Annotated in this window: 10 protein-coding genes; all 10 read left to right on the plus strand. The window is 51.3% G+C overall.

Translation table 11 applies throughout. From position 1 onward, the window contains the following. The first annotated feature begins 1 nt into the window (after window position 1). The 10 genes from DWW52_RS03260 to DWW52_RS03310 all read left to right on the plus strand — a co-directional run bounded on the left by DWW52_RS03260 (window position 2) and on the right by DWW52_RS03310 (window position 17468). Window positions 2-940, plus strand: a complete 939-nt coding sequence (locus DWW52_RS03260) for an ABC transporter ATP-binding protein (protein WP_118714020.1) — start codon at window positions 2-4, stop codon at window positions 938-940. Between the two features lie 8 nt (window positions 941-948). Beyond that, complete coding sequence (locus tag DWW52_RS03265) at window positions 949-3237, plus strand: Gldg family protein (protein ID WP_158582470.1); 2289 nt, start codon at window positions 949-951, stop codon at window positions 3235-3237. Between the two features lie 443 nt (window positions 3238-3680). Then, window positions 3681-5012, plus strand: coding sequence for an SWIM zinc finger domain-containing protein (locus tag DWW52_RS03270; RefSeq protein ID WP_118714022.1), 1332 nt, complete (start codon window positions 3681-3683; stop codon window positions 5010-5012). Beyond that, a complete protein-coding gene (locus DWW52_RS03275) occupies window positions 4996-6474 on the plus strand; it encodes a DUF5691 domain-containing protein (RefSeq protein ID WP_118714023.1) in 1479 nt (492 codons plus the stop codon). The genes DWW52_RS03270 and DWW52_RS03275 overlap by 17 nt, the downstream gene beginning before the upstream one ends. Window positions 6475-6607: 133 nt before the next feature. Further along, the gene (locus DWW52_RS03280) at window positions 6608-7687 is read left to right on the plus strand and encodes an AAA family ATPase (RefSeq protein WP_118714024.1); all 1080 of its coding nucleotides are present in this window, start codon (window positions 6608-6610) and stop codon (window positions 7685-7687) included. 314 nt (window positions 7688-8001) lie between these two features. Then, window positions 8002-10293 (plus strand): DUF5682 family protein, encoded by a 2292-nt coding sequence (locus DWW52_RS03285; protein WP_118714025.1) that lies wholly within the window; start codon window positions 8002-8004, stop codon window positions 10291-10293. 216 nt (window positions 10294-10509) lie between these two features. Continuing rightward, window positions 10510-11634: a VWA domain-containing protein gene (locus tag DWW52_RS03290; protein WP_118714026.1), complete on the plus strand. Its 1125-nt coding sequence runs from the start codon at window positions 10510-10512 to the stop codon at window positions 11632-11634. Continuing rightward, complete coding sequence (locus tag DWW52_RS21105; RefSeq protein WP_199691945.1) at window positions 11631-12500, plus strand: GNAT family N-acetyltransferase; 870 nt, start codon at window positions 11631-11633, stop codon at window positions 12498-12500. The genes DWW52_RS03290 and DWW52_RS21105 overlap by 4 nt, the downstream gene beginning before the upstream one ends. A gap of 475 nt (window positions 12501-12975) precedes the next feature. Next, window positions 12976-14397 carry an RtcB family protein gene (locus DWW52_RS03305; protein ID WP_118714027.1) on the plus strand — a complete coding sequence of 474 codons (1422 nt, stop codon included), beginning with the start codon at window positions 12976-12978 and terminating at the stop codon, window positions 14395-14397. Between the two features lie 362 nt (window positions 14398-14759). After that, window positions 14760-17468, plus strand: coding sequence for a DEAD/DEAH box helicase family protein (locus DWW52_RS03310; protein ID WP_233556676.1), 2709 nt, complete (start codon window positions 14760-14762; stop codon window positions 17466-17468). The last annotated feature ends 2 nt before the right edge of the window (window positions 17469-17470 follow it).

Below are 17470 nucleotides of genomic sequence, written 5' to 3' on the forward strand. Positions count from 1 at the left end.
TATGGAAGAATCTATTGTAAGAGTGGAACATTTGTCACATCGTTACACGGTGAATTGGGCAATTCAAGATATAAACTTCGAGGTGAACCAGAAGGGAATCCTGGGGTTGCTGGGATCTAACGGGGCCGGTAAATCGACCACGATGAATATCATCTGCGGGGTGTTAAACCAGACACGAGGCACGGTTTATATTAATAACATCGACTCCCGGAAAAATCCCGTGGAGGCTAAAAAGAATATCGGTTTTTTGCCGCAGATGCCTCCCTTGTACTCGGATCACACGGTGGACGAGTACCTGACCTTTAGCGCCGAATTACGATTGATGGAACCGAAGAAAATCAAGGCGGCGGTCGAGATGGCGAAAGAGCGTTGTGGTATCGCTCATTTCAGCAAGCGATTGATCCGTAACCTCTCCGGGGGATACCAGCAACGGTTGGGGATAGCGCAGGCTATCGTGCATAGCCCCAAGTTCGTGGTGCTTGATGAACCGACCAACGGGTTGGACCCGAACCAGATTCTGGAAATCCGCAAGTTGATCAAGGAGATCGCCGTCGATCATGCCGTGCTGCTTTCCACGCATATTCTCTCGGAAGTGCAGGCCATGTGCGACAATATCAAGATGATCGAGAACGGTCACCTCGTTTTCTCCGGCACGATCGAGGAGTTTGATAATTACGTGAAGCCGGATACCTTCATCGTGAAATTGGATAATCCCCCGTCCGACGACGAGTTGTTGGCTATTCCCGGGGTGATCCGTCTCAAGCATCTCGATAATCACGCTCTCCGCGTGCAATTCGATCGCCGGGACGATATTACCGAGATCGTGGCCGGGATTTGCGTGCGCCAGGGGTGGGGATTAAGCGAGATCACCCTGGAAAGAATCTCGTTGGAAGAGATTTTCGCCCAATTATCAGGAAAAAGAATGGTTGATAAATTTTAATGAACGTTATGAGAGCAATATATAAAATAGCGAAATCGGAACTGGGAACCCTCTTTTATTCCCCGATCGCGTGGTTAATCCTGATCATATTCGTTTTTCAGGTATTCGGTAGTTTTGTTAACATATTAGGCTGGGCCGTCGACTCCAAGGTGATGAATTACGTGCGGGGATATCAGACTTTTACCTTGTTCGTGACGGGGGGATTTGCTCCCTATACCACGATACAATCCACGTTGTATCTCTACATTCCCTTGTTGACCATGGGATTAATGAGTCGCGAGTATAGCAGCGGTTCTATCAAATTGTTGTTTTCCTCACCGATCAGTAGCCTGCAAATCATACTGGGAAAATTCCTTTCCATGATGATCTACGGTCTAATCATGATGGGAACGGTGTTGGTTTTGATCATCGTGGCCTACTTTTCGATCAAGGACTTGGATTTGCCTTTCTTGTTATCCGGGTTGTTGGGATTATACCTTTTGATGTGTACTTACGCGGCGATCGGGTTATTCATGTCAACCCTGACTTCTTACCAGATCGTGGCAGCGCTGGGAACCTTGACGCTGATCAGCTTCTTGAACTTTATCGGTAACTTGTGGCAATCCGTCGAGGGCGTGCGTGACATCATGCACTGGTTCTCCCTTGTTGGTCGGGCGGACGAGTCCGTCCGGGGATTGATATGCAGTGAGGATATCCTTTATTTCGTCCTCGTTTCCGGCATGTTCATCGGACTTTCGGTGTTGAAACTGCAATTTGCCCGCCGGAGTTGCTCTACGGCCGTGAAAGTCGGGAAATACGTGGGGCTTGTCGTTTGCGTCATGGCGTTGGGATACATTACTTCCCGTCCCGCCTTGAAATGTTTCTATGATGCGACGGCGAACAAAGACAGGACGATCACCCCCAACAGCCAGGAAATTCTTAAGAAAGTTGATGGGGGACTCACGATCACGTCCTATGTAAACTTGCTTGATCCTAACGGTTATCTCGGGATGCCGGGCAATTGGGCGAACGACTTCAGACCTTTCGAGCAATTCGTGCGCTTCAAACCGGAAATCAAGATGAAGTATGTCTATTTCTACGACAACGTGGCCGGTTCGCAATACACGCGGAAGGAGATGGAGCAGCACATCGAGCGGCTTGTCATTACCTCCGATATTAATCCCAAGAAAATACTGACGCCGGAACAGATACGCGAGAAAATAGACCTGTCGTCCGAGGAGTATCGTTTCGTCCGGATACTGGAACGGGAGAACGGTCAGAAAGTACCCTTGCGCATGTTCGCCGATCAGAATCGCTATCCCTCGGAAGCGGAAATCTCGGTCGCCTTGAAGAGCATGATCGACAAAAGCCCGCACGTGGCCTTCTTGACTGGGCATGATGAAAGGAATATTCACCGGGGAAGCGGGTTCGATTACTCCACGTTCTCGACTGTTCTCAATTCCCGGGAAGCCATTATTAACCAAGGATACAAGCCTTACCCCTTGACCCTCGAAGAAGGGGGAAACATCCCCGATGAAGTTGACGTGCTCGTGATTGCTGATCCCAAGAAAGTCTTGACCGATGATGAGTTGAGACAGATTGATCGTTTTATTGACCGGGGAGGGAACTTGCTCGTTACCGGGGAAGCTCGCCGTCAAGATTTAGTCGCTCCGGTTATCGCCCGCTTGGGACTGGCTTTCGTGCCGGGAGTGCTGGTTCAACCGCGGGACGGGTATGCTGCCGATTTACTTTTCTCGGCTTTCACCCCGCAAGGTAGCCAGCTTGAACCCCGTTTCAGACGCATGACCGAGTTGGGAGGCCGGGTTTCCATGCCTTCCGCGGCGGCGATTCAAGTCGTGGAGGATAAAGGATTTGAAGTTATTCCTTTGCTTGAAACCGATCCTGTCGGGTGCTGGAATGAGTTGGAAACGAGGAATTTCACGATCGAAGAACCCGTGTTGAATAAAGCAATAGGGGAAGAGGAAAAAGCCTACACGACCGCTTTCGCCATGCGCCGCGAGGTGAATGGCAAAGAACAGCGTGTGTTTGTTCTCGGAGATGCCGATTGTATCAGTAACGGGGAACTCGCCGTGGAACGTTCCATCCGTGCGGCCAATTACTCCTTGGTTTTCGGGATGTTCCAGTGGCTTGTGAACGATGAGTATCCCATTGACATCAGTCGCCCGGCTCCTATGGATGATGATGTTTACCTCACCCCGGCGGCATTTGCCTGGGTAAAGATATTCCTGCGTTGGATTTGCCCGGCGATCCTTGTCTTGCTGGGATGTTTACTCTGGTTCTCCAGACAAATGAAATAGTGTTTGTTCGTGCAAAAGGCGAGGTCTTACGGGACTTCGCCTTTTTAGATTGATTAGGTATTCATGTTCTGGCTTGACAGCCCCAATTAATCGTGCGTGATTATAAAAGTAATTGCCGTGGAGTGCTGCCAGATACTTACTTCGTTATCTCGCCAGTGACTCACTAGTTTATTCATGATAAGTTAGGGTAAAATCAAGTACAAATTAACCTCTCGCTCAATTAACTTTCAATCAACTTTCAGTTAACTTTCAATTAACTTACTAGTGAGATACTGGAGAGATACTAGTGAAACTGTCCCGAGATACAGGTGAATCTTCCCATGTAACTTTATACACATATTAACTTCATGGGATAGTCTTTTTACAACTTTTATATACAATCTGCTTTGAATCCCGGATTAAACGTTAAATTTGTCGTACGTGGATATTGAAATATTGATTACATGCAATTATCAGAAGATCAGATTATAAAGTTAGCTCCAGATGCGGCATCCGTGAAAGCGGGGAAAGGCTTAGCCTCGGCGGCGAAGTGGGTGTTGCGGGGAGCGAGTGAACGAGCGTTGTGGGGGCATTGTCAGGGAAGTGGGAAAAATCCTTACCAGACACAGGTGGATTTGCAAAATATAGCTTTCAAGTGTTCGTGTCCCAGTCATAAGTTTCCTTGTAAACATGGCTTGGGACTGCTGTTTTTATACGCCTCGCAACCCGAGTTGTTTTCGACCGGGGAAGAGCCCGAGTGGGTGACCGAATGGCTGGAAAAACGGGCAGGGAAAGCTGCCGAGAAAAAGGAGAAGAGTGATAAACCCGTGGATGCCGAGGCGCAAGCCAAAAGACAGGAGGCCCGCCATAAGAAGGTGTTGAATGGTATCGAGGATTTGCAGGGGTGGTTGAAGGACCTGGTGAGGAACGGCCTATTGAACGTGCCGGAGCGGGCACAGGCTTTGTTTGCCGAAATATCCAAACGTATGGTCGATGCTCAGGCTCCCGGTCTGGCGGGAATGATGCGCCAGTTGCAAGAGATAAACTATTTCGGGGAAGACTGGAAGTACGAGCTGACGGCGGGGATAAGCCGGGCTTATCTTGTGGCGGAAAGTTACAAGCGCTTGGAACAGTTGACGGAAGACGAGCGGGATGAGGTGCGCACCTTGATTGGCTATCCTCAGGCCAAGGAGGATGTGCTGGCAAACGGGGAGCAGGTGGCGGACGATTGGCTGGTGGTGGCCTCGGAAAGTCGGGCGCAGGATCGATTGACCGTGGAATACAATTGGTTGTACGGACGACAGACTCGACGTTTTGCCCTTTTCCTGCAATTCGTGGTACAGGGTTCTTTACCGGAAACCACTTTATTACCGGGGAGCGTGGTCGTGGCAGACGTGGCGTTTTACAAGGGGATTGCCCCTTTTCGGGTGTTGATCCGGGAGCAGAAAGGAACCGGGGAAATGTTCGACATCACGGGAGAGGGAAGTCACGGGAACTTGACGGGAGCCATGCAGGCGTACCGCTCGTACATGACCCGGAATCCTTTTGCCTACGAGGTTCCCCTGTTGGTGAGGGATGTGCGTCTGGTGGTACATGAAAAGCAATTGTGGATCAAAGACCGGGACGAACGCCTCGTGCCGGTAAGCATGGGTGAGGCGAGCAGGTTGAAGGGATTCGCGGTGACCGGTGGACGGGAATTCACTGGTTTCTTCTTGGCAGGAGAGCGCGAATGGAGAGTGTTGTCTTTATGGATAGATGATAAATATTACACCTTGAGTAATGAGTATAACGGATAACGTGATAAATATAGCCCTGTTGGGAACGGCCAACCGGGAACTAACTCTGGGGGAATTGCCGGACGATCTGGCAGGGACGCTGGAGCGGGCGAAAGTCGGTGCAGCGGACGGGGAAGAAGCATTTTACAAGGGGGCGGCTGCCTTCTTCGCTTACTACCGTTCGGGATTGGAACCCTTGCAACTGAAAGAGGCCGTTCCGGTCTCGGAGGCCGAACCGGAGATGAAACCCTACGCGGGACAGAAAGCGGCCACGCTTTTGAGTATCCTACTGGGAGAAAAGTATGCTAACATGTTGCTCTTCTGGTATCGGAAAGCCGCCGAGAGCGGTAAACTGATCCCGCCTGAATACCTGCCGGACGTGTTGGGACGGGTGTTCCTGCCGGGTAGCCAGACGGCCAAACGGGAGCGACAATTGTTGTCGTCATTGATCGGGAACCGGGGGCGTTGGTTATTACCCGTCATGGGCTATGCTGCCTTGCAGGAAGAAGGGAATGAAACGTGGGAAACAGCCACTCATGCCGACCGTAAACAGATATTGTCACGTGTTCGTTTGCAGGAACCCGCCAGGGCGATCGAGATGTTGCGGGGGGAATGGAAAAACGAGTCTGCCCAACACCGGGCGGAATTCTTGGCCTGCTTGGAAAACGGTTTGTCGGTAGCCGACGAGGCGTTTTTGGAGGAAGTACGCGGAGGGGATCGTAGTAGCACGGTGAGAGACGAGGCCCTGCGCTTGTTGCGCTTGATTCCCGGTTCCCGCATCCTGAACATGTATGCCGGGATATTGAAAGAACACTTGCATTATCGGCGCTTGTTCGGCTGGTCGATCGACCCGGTCGCTTACTCGGAAGAACTCAAGAAAACGGGTATCAACGAGGTTAGCAGTAATAAAGGCGAGAGCGATAGCGATTATATCTTGCGGCAAATGGCACAGTACATGCCGTTGTCCTTCTGGTGCGAGTTATTGGATTGTGACGCGGAGACGGCAGCTCGGCGATTGCGGAAATCACCGCCTTTCCCGAAGCATATTTACCTGACCGGGACGATATTGAACTTCAAGGATCGGGAATGGGCTTTCCACATCTTGAAAGACGAGCGGGTCGTGCAAGCTCCGGACTTGATGCAGTTGGTTCCTTTACTCTCGATGGAACAACGTGAACAGTTGAACCTGAGTGGGAAAGCCGATCGGAATTTCTACATCGGCCAATGGTTTGGGGAAGATGACGGTGAGTGGGGCGAGAAGTTCTCGCGGGGTGTGCTGGGTATGATTTACGGCATGGACTACTGTTATTACGACCGTCCGACCTGTGAAGCGTTGGCCCTCCGGCTTCCCGTTTCGCTATACGATTACATCACGGGATTGGGATCGGCCAAGGCGAACAGCGCGAGTCACTGGGAATTCACGGTTCGCCTGCAGCAGTTATTATTAATGAAAAAAGATATAGTGGAAGCCTTTAATGATTAAGCGATTTGATGATTTTCGATTAGGTGATTCCTGCCGCACAACCCTAATGCTTTTTTACTATAACGGAATCATTAAATCGACAATCACAGAATTATTGCGTTCTAAATTGATAAGTAATTAAAGTAAATAAGATATGAGTTTATTATTAAGACAACACGCGGAACAGCAGTTCGAGGAAGAATTGCACGAGCTAAAGAAAAACGAGACGAATAAAGTACCGGAAAACTGGCAACTATCCCCTCAATCGGTGGTGACCTACCTGATGGGAGGGAAACTGGCTAACGGTTTTGAAGTAACACCCAAATATATCGGGCATCGTCGGTTGATCGAGATTGCCGTGGCCACACTGGTAACCGATCGAGCTTTGTTGTTGTACGGTTTGCCGGGAACGGCCAAAAGCTGGGTGAGCGAGCATCTGGCAGCCGCTATCTCCGGTGATTCGACCTTGATCGTGCAGGGAACGGCCGGGACGGGGGAAGAAGCCATTCGCTACGGTTGGAACTACGCCAAGTTACTGGCGGAAGGGCCGAGTGAAGGGGCATTGGTACAAACTCCTGTCATGCGGGCCATGCGGGACGGTAAACTGGCCCGTATCGAGGAGTTGACTCGTGTAGGTTCGGACGTGCAGGACACGTTGATCACGATCCTTTCCGAGAAGACCCTGCCTATCCCCGAATTGGACCGCGAGATTCAGGCCATACGGGGCTTTAACGTGATCGCCACGGCCAACAACCGGGATAAAGGGGTTAACGAGTTATCGAGCGCTTTGAAGCGTCGTTTTAACACGGTGATCCTGCCTTTGCCCGACACCATTGACGAGGAGATAGACATCGTGCGCCGTCGGGTGGAAAGCTTCGAGGCCGTTATGGACCTTCCGGCAGAGAAACCCGCGTTGGAAGAGATTCGCCGGGTGGTGACAATCTTTCGGGAATTGCGCCAGGGGGCCACGGAAGACGGGAAAACGAAACTGAAAACTCCAAGTGGAACGTTGAGTACGGCCGAGGCGATTTCCGTCGTGAATAGCGGTTTGGCCATGTCCGGTTACTTCGGTGACGGCCGGTTGAACGCGACTGATCTGGTGTCCGGTATTATCGGAGCCGTGGTAAAAGACCCGGTACAGGATCATGTAATCTGGCAAGAATACCTTGAAACGGTGGTAAAAGGACGTGACGGTTGGAAAGATATCTACCGTGCCTCTCGTGAAATGCTGTAACGGCTATTTTTACTCGATTAAAAAGAGTAATCTAGCTTTCCCTCTGTTTATAGAGGGCACAGGAAAAGTCGGATTCGCGAGCAACGACTACCCCCTCCGGCTCCCCCTTACACAGGGGGAGGGTTGATTACCAAGCGGTTTTCCCGCCTGTGTAAGGAGGGGACAGGGGTGGTAGTTCAAGATTATGGGACTTTTTCAGCGGCCTTATAAACAGAGGAGGAGGTAGAATACTCTCTAGGAATAAAGATATGTACCCGATAAGGTAGCATAACTTTTATCTTTTAGTTTTTATCTTTTATCTTGTATCTTATACAATGGTTGACGGAATACATTTTTTAGGCATACGACATCATGGACCCGGTTCCGCCAAGAACGTGAAAGCGTACTTGGAAGAACTGGAACCGGATATCATTTTACTGGAGGGGCCTCCGGAAGCAGAACCTCTGGTAGCGGGAGTACGCCACGAGCAAATGAAACCGCCCGTGGCCCTGTTGGCTTACCAGCCGGATGAACCCCGGCGGGCGGTATTTTACCCTTTTGCAGAGTTTTCTCCCGAATGGCAAACCTTGCGTTACGCGACGGGACGAGATCTGCCGCTTCGCTTTTTTGACTTGCCTTTAGTGCATCATCTGGCTTTGTGGAAAGAGCGGGAGGAACAAGCGGAAGCCAGCGAAGACACCACCCGTGAGAACGAGGAGGGGGAGACAGTCGAACCGGAGATCCAAAATCAAACACCGGAAGAGGACGTTCCCGAAATACTTCCCGTTGATCCTTTTGCCCATCTGGCCAAGGCCGCCGGGTATGACGATCCGGAATTGTGGTGGGAAGTAAACTTCGAGAGTCGCCGGAACAACGAGGAGATATTTGCGGCCGTCAAAGAGGCGGTGTCGGCTTTACGGGAGTATTTCCCGAAGACTGATCGGGAGACTTTGTTGCGGGAAGCGTGGATGCGCAAGATGATCCGGGCCGCTCAAAAGGAGGGATTCAAGCGTATCGCTGTCGTTTGTGGGGCCTGGCACGTTCCCGGTTTGGAGAAGATGCCCACGCGGAAAGAGGATAACGAGTTATTAAAAGGCTTGCCGAAAATAAAGATCGAATGCACGTGGATACCGTGGACTTACGATCGCTTGTCTTATCGTAGCGGGTACGGGGCTGGAATCATATCCCCGGGCTGGTATGACCATTTGTGGAACTACCCGGATGATGACGGGACTCGTTGGATGAGCAAGGTGGCCGCTCTATTCCGGACGAAGGGAATGGATATCTCCGTGGCCCACGTCATCGAAACCGTGCGGTTGGCACAGGTGTCGGCGGCTTTGCGAGGTTTACCCCGGCCTTCTCTGGAAGAATTCAATGATGCCGTGACGACGGTTATGGGATTCGGTGACCCGATCCTGTTGCAAGTTATCCGGGAGGCTTTGGTCATTAGCGATCGAATGGGAAGTGTTCCCGATGATGTACCTAAAGTGCCTCTTCTCGTGGATGTAGAGAAGTCATTGAAACGCTTGCGCTTACCGCTTTCCACGGAGGTAAAGGAATTCCAGTTGGATTTACGGAAACCGACGGATTTGGAACGGAGTATATTCTTCCATCGCCTGAATCTTCTCGCTATAAAAATGGCTCGTCCGCTAAGTATTGACGGGAAGGGTACCTTCAAAGAAGCTTGGTCCGTTTATTACGAACCGGAACAGACGCTCGCCGTGATCGAGAAAGCGGTGTGGGGTAATACCTTGGCCGAGGCTGTCGTGGCGTATAACGCCAGTTTGTCGAAAGAGATAGACTCCATATCCCGGTTGGTGGATTTATTGGAGCGTGTGATACCTGCCGATTTGCCTGTTTTGGTCGAGGAAATGACTTCCCGTCTGGACACGTTGTCGGCCTCGACCACGGATGTGCTGGAAATGATGAAGACAATACCGGGAATGGTAAACGTGGTACGCTACGGGAGTGTACGTAACCTCGATTACGGGAAAGTCAACGACATGCTGCATGCCATGATGGCCCGCGTATTGGCCGGTGGAGTGCTGGCTTGTACCAATATTGACGAGGATGCCGCCGCGGAGATCATGGAACGTTTCATGGCGGTCGATTACGCCGTGGCCACGGCCAACCAGCCGGGATTGACGGAAATGTGGATCGAGTTGGTGCAGAAGATACGGGAAGCCCGGGGTGTCCATCCCTTGTTGTCTGGTTATGCCACCCGTTTACTGCGGGATAAAAACTTACTGGGATATGAGGAGACGGCGCAAACCCTGAGCTACTACACGTCGCACGGGAACGGGGCTTCCGACACGGCTTTTTGGTTTGAAGGATTCCTTAAATCATCGGGAACGATTCTCTTGTTAGACGATCAGTTATGGGATTTGGTAAACGCTTGGTTGGCTTCGTTAGGTGACGAGAGTTTCATGGAATTGTTGCCTATTCTAAGGCGTACGTTCAGCGAGTACAGCGTGCCCGAACGACGTAAGTTAGGTGAGAAAGCCAAGGGAACGTCTACCGTGAAACGGGTGAACACCGGAAGCGAAGCCTTTAACCGGGAGGATGCCGTGAAAGTGATCCCGTTGATCGAGCGACTTTTGGGAATCGGAACAATTGAAAAAGTTTAGAATTTAGAGTTTAGAATGAAATGATTTTGTGATTGCCGATTTAATGATTCTGTGATTATGAAAAAACGTGAGAATTGTGCGGATGGAATCACCTAATCGGAAATCATAAATCAAGAAATGGGAATGGCCTTGTGCGGGGGGAATAACTTGCAACTTGCTGCAGGCAAATGTAACTTGTAACCTGTAACTCGCCGAAGGCGAATAAAACTTATTATTATGGATGAAGCTCTTTTAAAGAGATGGCGAATGATACTAGGGGGAAACGAGGCAGATGGAACAGGAGTCTCCTTGTCGCCCGAGGAACGTCGGGTGGACGATGCTTTGAACGCTTTGTACGATAGCGAACGAAAGGGAGGATTGGGTGGTTCAGCCCCGAAAGTGAGCCGTTGGTTGGGGGATATCCGGGAATTCTTCCCGCAGACGGTGGTACAAGTCATTCAGAAGGATGCAATCAAGCGTCTGAACCTCACCTCGTTATTGACCGAAAAAGAGATGCTCGAATCGGTCGTGCCGGACGTACATCTGGTGGCCACGCTCATGTCGTTGAGCCGGGTGATTCCCGAAAAGAACAAGGCGATTGCCCGGGAAGTCGTGCGGAAAGTGGTGGACGAGTTGATGAAGAAACTATCGTCGCCCATGCAACAAGCCGTGACCGGGGCGTTGAATCGTTCCAGCAGGCGGCGTAATCCTCGCTATAACGAGATTGACTGGAAGACGACGATCGAGAAGAACCTGCGTAACTACCAGCCCGAATATAAGACCATTATCCCGGAAGTACGTATCGGTTTTGGCCGGAAACGCCGGGCGTTGAAAGATATCGTGCTTTGTCTCGATCAGAGTGGTTCCATGGGGTCTTCCGTGGTTTATTCGGGAATCTTCGGTTCGGTACTGGCGTCTATTCCCGCGGTTCAGACCCGCATGGTGGTATTCGATACCTCGGTGGTCGACTTGACGGACGATTTGCAGGACCCCGTGGATTTATTATTCGGCGTGCAACTGGGTGGCGGTACCGATATCGACCGGGCCCTGGGATATTGTCAGACGGTGATTACCCGTCCCACGGACACGGTGCTGGTACTCGTGACCGACTTGTACGAGGGAGGAAACGAGCGGGAGATGCGTAAGAAAATGATTTCGTTGGTACAAAGTGGGGTACAATTGATTGTCCTTTTAGCGCTGAACGACGACGGGGCGCCTTTTTACGACAAGGAGAACGCGCAATTTCTGGCCGAGCTGGGAGTTCCGGCCTTTGCCTGTACCCCGGACAAGTTCCCCGATTTAATGGCCACGGCATTGGCCAAACAAGATATTGGAACGTGGTTATCAAAGAACATAGAATGAGAGAAAAGAACAGATCTGAAATAGTAGAACGTTGCGTGGAGGTATGGGAAGCGTCCGTGAGGGCGACCCATGACTTCGTGCGGGAAGAGGATATCGCTTTTTACAAGCCTTTAGTGAAAGAGAACTGCGAGAAGTTGCCCTTGCTACTACACTACGAGGGAGACGATATCGTGGCTTTCTTGGGCTATGACATGACCTACGTGGAAATGCTTTTCGTGGACCCGGACTACCGGGGACAGGGTATCGGGCGGGCGTTGATCGAATGGGCAATAGAGGATATACACGTCGAGCGTTTGGCTGTCAACGAGCAGAACGGGCAAGCCGTCGGTTTTTACGACAAACTCGGTTTCGAGGTAGAACATCGTACTGACGTGGACGGGTGCGGGAAACCTTATCCGATCCTGTACTTGCGATTGCGAAATCCCCGCCAGCGAATGGTGAAAGTCACGGGGGATAAGAAGGCTTACCTGCCCTTGTTGCTGGATGCCGACCCGTGCGAGGCGATGATCGACCGTTATCTTGAAGAGAGCGACATGTTCGTGTTGGAAAGAGACGGGGAGGTGATCGGCGAGGCCGTGGTAGACGGGAAAGGGGAGATCAAAAACCTTGCCGTGAAACCGGAATGGCAGGGCAAACTGTACGGCATGTACATCTTGTCGAGCCTTGCGAACTATTATAAAGACCGGTTCTCTCGCCTGTGGGTAGGAACCAGTGAGTCCGGTGTGGGGTATTACGAGCGTTATGGCTTCGTGCAGGATCACGTGATCAAGAACTTTTTCACGGACAATTACCCGGAGCCCATTATCGATAACGGGCGTCCTTGCGTGGACATGACCTACCTCTATTGGCAAATCCGGGAAGAATAGATATTAAGAAGTCTAATAAGTTCTTTTTCTATAAAACAACTACCCCCTCCGGCTCCCCCTTACACAGGGGGAGAGTTAGTTTGTGGGTGAAGCTCCATTACATAGAGGGTGAGTTGATTACCAAGCGTTTTCCCCTCCTGTGTAAGGAGGGGTTAGGGGTGGTAGTTCAAGCTAAAGAAGCTTGCTAGACACTCTTTCGTCCCTAAATAAAATACACCTTCCGGGAGCGTCATTAAGAAATAATGCCTATCTTTGCTCCCGGAATTATAGTATTAACCCGTAAATATAGAGGAGGATTGGGTTATGATTGAACAAAACTTACATATCATCTGAGGAGTCAGGCATGGATTGCCGGGTAAATAGACCCGATAATCTTTCGTGTACTTTCAACTGACTTCATTTCTTTACGTTTATTTTTATTAACACGTGCAGCGAGGGCGTGTCCTGTCGTGTCATGCACGGATAAATATTGTTTATGGACAATCATACAAGTAAGAAAACGAGTATGTCGTTAAAAGAACTCGGTAAGCTGGGCTATACTTCCAACGTGGCCAAAAGTCTTGCCGTTAATATTATATCAAAACATTGTAAATTCACTCCTAAAGAGGAGTTAACGAATATTTTAGAACATATTTTGCGAGAACCCGAAACGTGGAAGACTAATCCGGTCTGGGGTAAGTTGGCTACCTGTTTCAGTCCTGACGTGGAGGAGACACCTTTTGTCGCTTACGAGTTGGCGAAGAGCGTGCCGGGGTATATGGTTTACGGGAACGCATTTGTCGAGGATGTGGCACGTGCACAAATGGACATCGCTATGCGTCTGCCCGTGACGGTCGGGGGTGCGTTGATGCCGGACGCACATGGCGGCTTCGGGCTTCCCATCGGTGGCGTGCTTGCCACGGAGAATGCCGTGATACCTTATGCTGTGGGGATGGATATCGGTTGCCGGATGAGTCTGAGTATCTTTGACGAGAACGGGAAATATCTGCAACGTTATGCTTACCAGCTGGAAAAAGCGTTGCGGGAGTACACTCATTTCGGTATGGACGGGAGTGTGTCCTACAAGGCGGAACACGAGGTGATAGACCGGGCAGAATTCGGTTATACGCCTTTATTACGGTCTTTGAGAGGAAAAGCGGTTCGCCAGTTGGGAAGTTCCGGCGGTGGTAACCACTTTGTGGAATTCGGGCAGATCGAGTTGTTCGAGGGAAATGGTTACGGTCTTCCGGCGGGAAACTACACGGCTTTGCTGTCCCATTCCGGTTCCAGAGGTGTCGGGGCGGCCATTGCCAAGTATTTCACGGGTGTGGCCATGGATACTTGCCGCTTGCCCAAGGAGGCCAAGAATCTCGCGTGGCTGGATCTGGCATCGGGGGTCGGGCAGGAGTACTGGATGAGCATGAACCTGGCAGGGGATTATGCCCGGGCGTGCCATGACTGTATACACGGGATCATGGCTAAATCATTGGGATTAAACGTGCTGGCACGGGTGGAGAATCATCATAACTTCGCCTGGCAGGATCGTTTGGAAGACGGACGGGAGGTTGTGATACACCGCAAGGGAGCAACCCCCGCTCACGCCGGGGAAGCCGGGATCATTCCGGGAAGTATGACTGCGGCCGGGTACTTGGTAAGGGGAAAAGGAAATCCGGGGGCTTTGTTTTCAGCTTCTCACGGGGCCGGAAGGGCCATGTCCCGGCAACAGGCCAAGAATAGCGTCACCGTGTCCGAGTTGAAGAAACGATTGCGTCATGCCGGGGTCACACTGATTGGTGGAAGCACGGAGGAATCGCCCGCCGCTTACAAGGATATCGAGATGGTGATGAGAGCGCAGCAAACCCTGGTGGATATCGAGGGATGTTTCCAACCCGCTATTGTCCGGATGAACAGGGAGTGAAGGGGAGTTTGAAAAAGTTTAGAGTTTAAAGTGGGGAACTACCACCCCCGACCCTTCTTACACAGGAGGGGAGACAAGCGTGGAAAGATGTTTCAACTTAGTACCGCACAACCCTCTCCCCCTGTGTAAAGGGGAGGCGGAGGAGGTAGTTTAGAAAGCTAAAAGTTAAGAACTAAAAGCTAAAAGTTTAAAGAGGAAAGAGCGTTAGTTCGCGCGGGGGCAATAACTTGTAACTCGCCGGAGGCGATTCTTTCTTGTGGAAATCATGTTTTGTCAAGAAATATGACAAAGCATTGCGTGATTAGGCTTTGAAATGTATCTTTGTGAAGATAATGAAGGTGTGTAAATAATTTGTGTGGTGAATGGAAATAATGATGACGTTCCCGGTCGGGATCAAATTCAAGTACGGGTGGCGGAAATACCAGGCCAGGGTACTCAAGGAACTGGATAATTACTTGTCTAACGGTTCTCTTCATGTGGTAGCCCCGCCCGGTTCGGGGAAGACCGTGTTGGGGTTGGAAGTGATGCTTCGGTTGAATCGTCCGACGCTGATACTGGCTCCCTCGTTGGCGATCCGTGACCAGTGGATTGATCGTTTCTGCGAGTTGTTTTTACAGGTGAACCGGAAACCGGAATGGATATCGTGTGACGTGAGGCGCCCCGCTTTCATGACGGTATGCACCTACCAGGGATTGCACGCGGCTTGTAATAATTTGGATGATGACGAGGAGGGGACGATCGCTAAAAAGGGAGTAATGTTAACTCCCCGGAAGATTGCCAACGAGTTGAAAAGTCTGGGCGTGAAGACCGTTATACTCGACGAGGCACATCATTTAAAGAACGAGTGGTGGAACACGCTCGATTGGTTGAAACGGCAATTATCCCCGACAATCGTCGGTCTGACAGCCACTCCTCCTTATGACGTGACGATTGCCGAGTGGCAGCGTTATATAGAACTCAACGGGACGGTCGACACGGAGATTACCGTTCCCGAATTGATACTGGAAGGCGACCTGTGTCCTCACCAGGACTACGTTTATTTCTCGTTACCTTCCCCGGAGGAGTACGACCGGATCAACGCCTTTCGAGCGGATATTGACAAGTTGTTTCGGGAGATCAAGGAAGACCCCGTTTTCGTGGAAGCGATTTCGACCACCCCGGTTTGGGTTGATCCTTTGAGTCATTTGGAATGGATATTCGGGAATATGTCATTTTACTCGGCCATGTTGATTTTCATGCACGGCGTGGGTAAGGAGGTACTTCCGGTACATTTCGAGGTGATCGGGAGCAAGACCGTGCGGGTTCCCCCGTTGGATTACGCGTGGATGGAGGTATTGCTTGATTTCTACCTGCATGGTGACAAGGCGTTTTTCCCTGGCCGAGAGGAACACCAAGAGGCGTTGGAGAATAAACTGGCCCGCCGGGGTGCGACGGAGAGGAAGCAAATCAATTTCCGTTATAACAGTCGTTTGATGAAGACGCTGACGGCCAGCGTGAGCAAGCTGAACAGTATCGCCGAGATCGTCCGTTTCGAGTCCTCCCGGTTGGAAGATCGTCTGCGCTTGGTGATCCTGACGGATTATATCCGGAAGGAGTACATGACGAGTACCGCGGTAAACGATATGCCGTTGGACCGGATGGGCGTGTTCTCCGTGTTCGAGAAGTTGCGGCGGGAGAAGATCGGGGAGGGACAGATCGGGATATTGACAGGTTCCGTCGTAATCGTTCCCGTGGCGGCCTTGAGCGTGTTGGAAGGGAGCGTGCGGGATACGGGACTGGACAAGGTGTCAACCCGACCGTTGCCCTACGATGCCGCTTACGTGGAGATCGGGTTATCGGGTGCGTTAAAAGACGAGATCACCCGGATCGTGACACGCGTGTTCGAGGCCGGGGCGATCCGGATACTGATAGGCACGAAATCCTTACTGGGCGAGGGGTGGGATGCCCCGTGTATCAATACCCTCGTGCTGGCGAGTTTCGTGGGTTCGTTCGTGTCATCCAACCAAATGCGTGGTCGGGCGATCCGGGTGGAGAAAGGGAATGACGAGAAAACGGGAAATATCTGGCACTTGGTTTGCGTGGATTCGACTTCCCCGACAGGGGGCGATGATCTGGAGTTGTTGCGGCGTCGTTTCCGGGGATTTATCGGGATTCCGAGCCGGGCGGACGGGACAATCGAGAACGGCGTGAGGCGTTTGGATATCCCGGCATCATTGTGCGACCGGGAAACGATCGACCGGAAGAACGACGACACGTTGAAAGAAGCGGCCTCCCGCGATTCCCTGCGTAGGCGTTGGGAGAATGGCCTGAAACAAGGAGTAAACCTCGTGGAGGAGATAAAAGTTCCGTTCGGGGAGGAAAGGGAGTATCGACCGTTGAAGAGACTCTATTTGCGTCACACGCTGGCTTATTTGTTTGCGGAGATCGCTTTTGCCGCCTCTATCTTCTGGAATGGCCTGTGGGAAGCCATAATACGAGGACAATTCCGTCATCTTCGCACGTCGAGCGACTGGTGGCTTGCGCTACTGACCGTTTCCGTGGTCGGTTTTTGTACTTTCGGGTACAAGGGCATAAAAGCTTTCCGGCTTTACTTAAAATACCGGGATATATCCAAGGATGTTCGCCAGATCGGCGTGGCTTTGCTCGACACGTTGGCAGGCGAAAGGATTGTTACCACCGACAGGAACCTGTTGAGCGTGCAGACATTCAACGATGGCAGCGGGGCGGTCTATTGTCACTTGCAGGGTGGTTCGACTTACGAGAAGTCCGTGTTTATAAACGCCATGCAAGAGATCATCGGTCCGGTGGACAATCCCCGTTACGTGATGATACGCGAGAGCGTGTTGTGGCATCACTTCAAGCAGGAAGATTTTCATGCCGTGCCGGAAGTATTAGGACGGAAAAAGTCGAGCGCGGAGAGTTTCAAGTGGAATTGGGAGAAGAAGGTCGGCCCTTGCCGTCTGGTATTCACCCGCACGCTGGAAGGGCGCAAGTTCTTGCTGCATTGCCGGATGAATTCGTTAGCAACCCGGTTATCGGATGACGTGGAACGTGTAAATATTTGGAGATAACG

Origin of the sequence: Odoribacter sp. AF15-53 (assembly GCF_003479425.1) — a bacterium.
Classification (GTDB): domain Bacteria; phylum Bacteroidota; class Bacteroidia; order Bacteroidales; family Marinifilaceae; genus Butyricimonas.

What these genes read in the sequence shown, in the direction of transcription:
- DWW52_RS03275 (WP_118714023.1), top strand. Translation starts at nt 4,996, where the DNA reads ATGAGTATAACGGATAACGTGATAAATATAGCCCTGTTGGGAACGGCC.
- DWW52_RS03310 (WP_233556676.1), top strand. Translation starts at nt 14,760, where the DNA reads ATGGAAATAATGATGACGTTCCCGGTCGGGATCAAATTCAAGTACGGG.
- DWW52_RS03305 (WP_118714027.1), top strand. Translation starts at nt 12,976, where the DNA reads ATGGACAATCATACAAGTAAGAAAACGAGTATGTCGTTAAAAGAACTC.
- DWW52_RS21105 (WP_199691945.1), top strand. Translation starts at nt 11,631, where the DNA reads ATGAGAGAAAAGAACAGATCTGAAATAGTAGAACGTTGCGTGGAGGTA.
- DWW52_RS03265 (WP_158582470.1), top strand. Translation starts at nt 949, where the DNA reads ATGAGAGCAATATATAAAATAGCGAAATCGGAACTGGGAACCCTCTTT.
- DWW52_RS03285 (WP_118714025.1), top strand. Translation starts at nt 8,002, where the DNA reads ATGGTTGACGGAATACATTTTTTAGGCATACGACATCATGGACCCGGT.
- DWW52_RS03260 (WP_118714020.1), top strand. Translation starts at nt 2, where the DNA reads ATGGAAGAATCTATTGTAAGAGTGGAACATTTGTCACATCGTTACACG.
- DWW52_RS03280 (WP_118714024.1), top strand. Translation starts at nt 6,608, where the DNA reads ATGAGTTTATTATTAAGACAACACGCGGAACAGCAGTTCGAGGAAGAA.
- DWW52_RS03270 (WP_118714022.1), top strand. Translation starts at nt 3,681, where the DNA reads ATGCAATTATCAGAAGATCAGATTATAAAGTTAGCTCCAGATGCGGCA.
- DWW52_RS03290 (WP_118714026.1), top strand. Translation starts at nt 10,510, where the DNA reads ATGGATGAAGCTCTTTTAAAGAGATGGCGAATGATACTAGGGGGAAAC.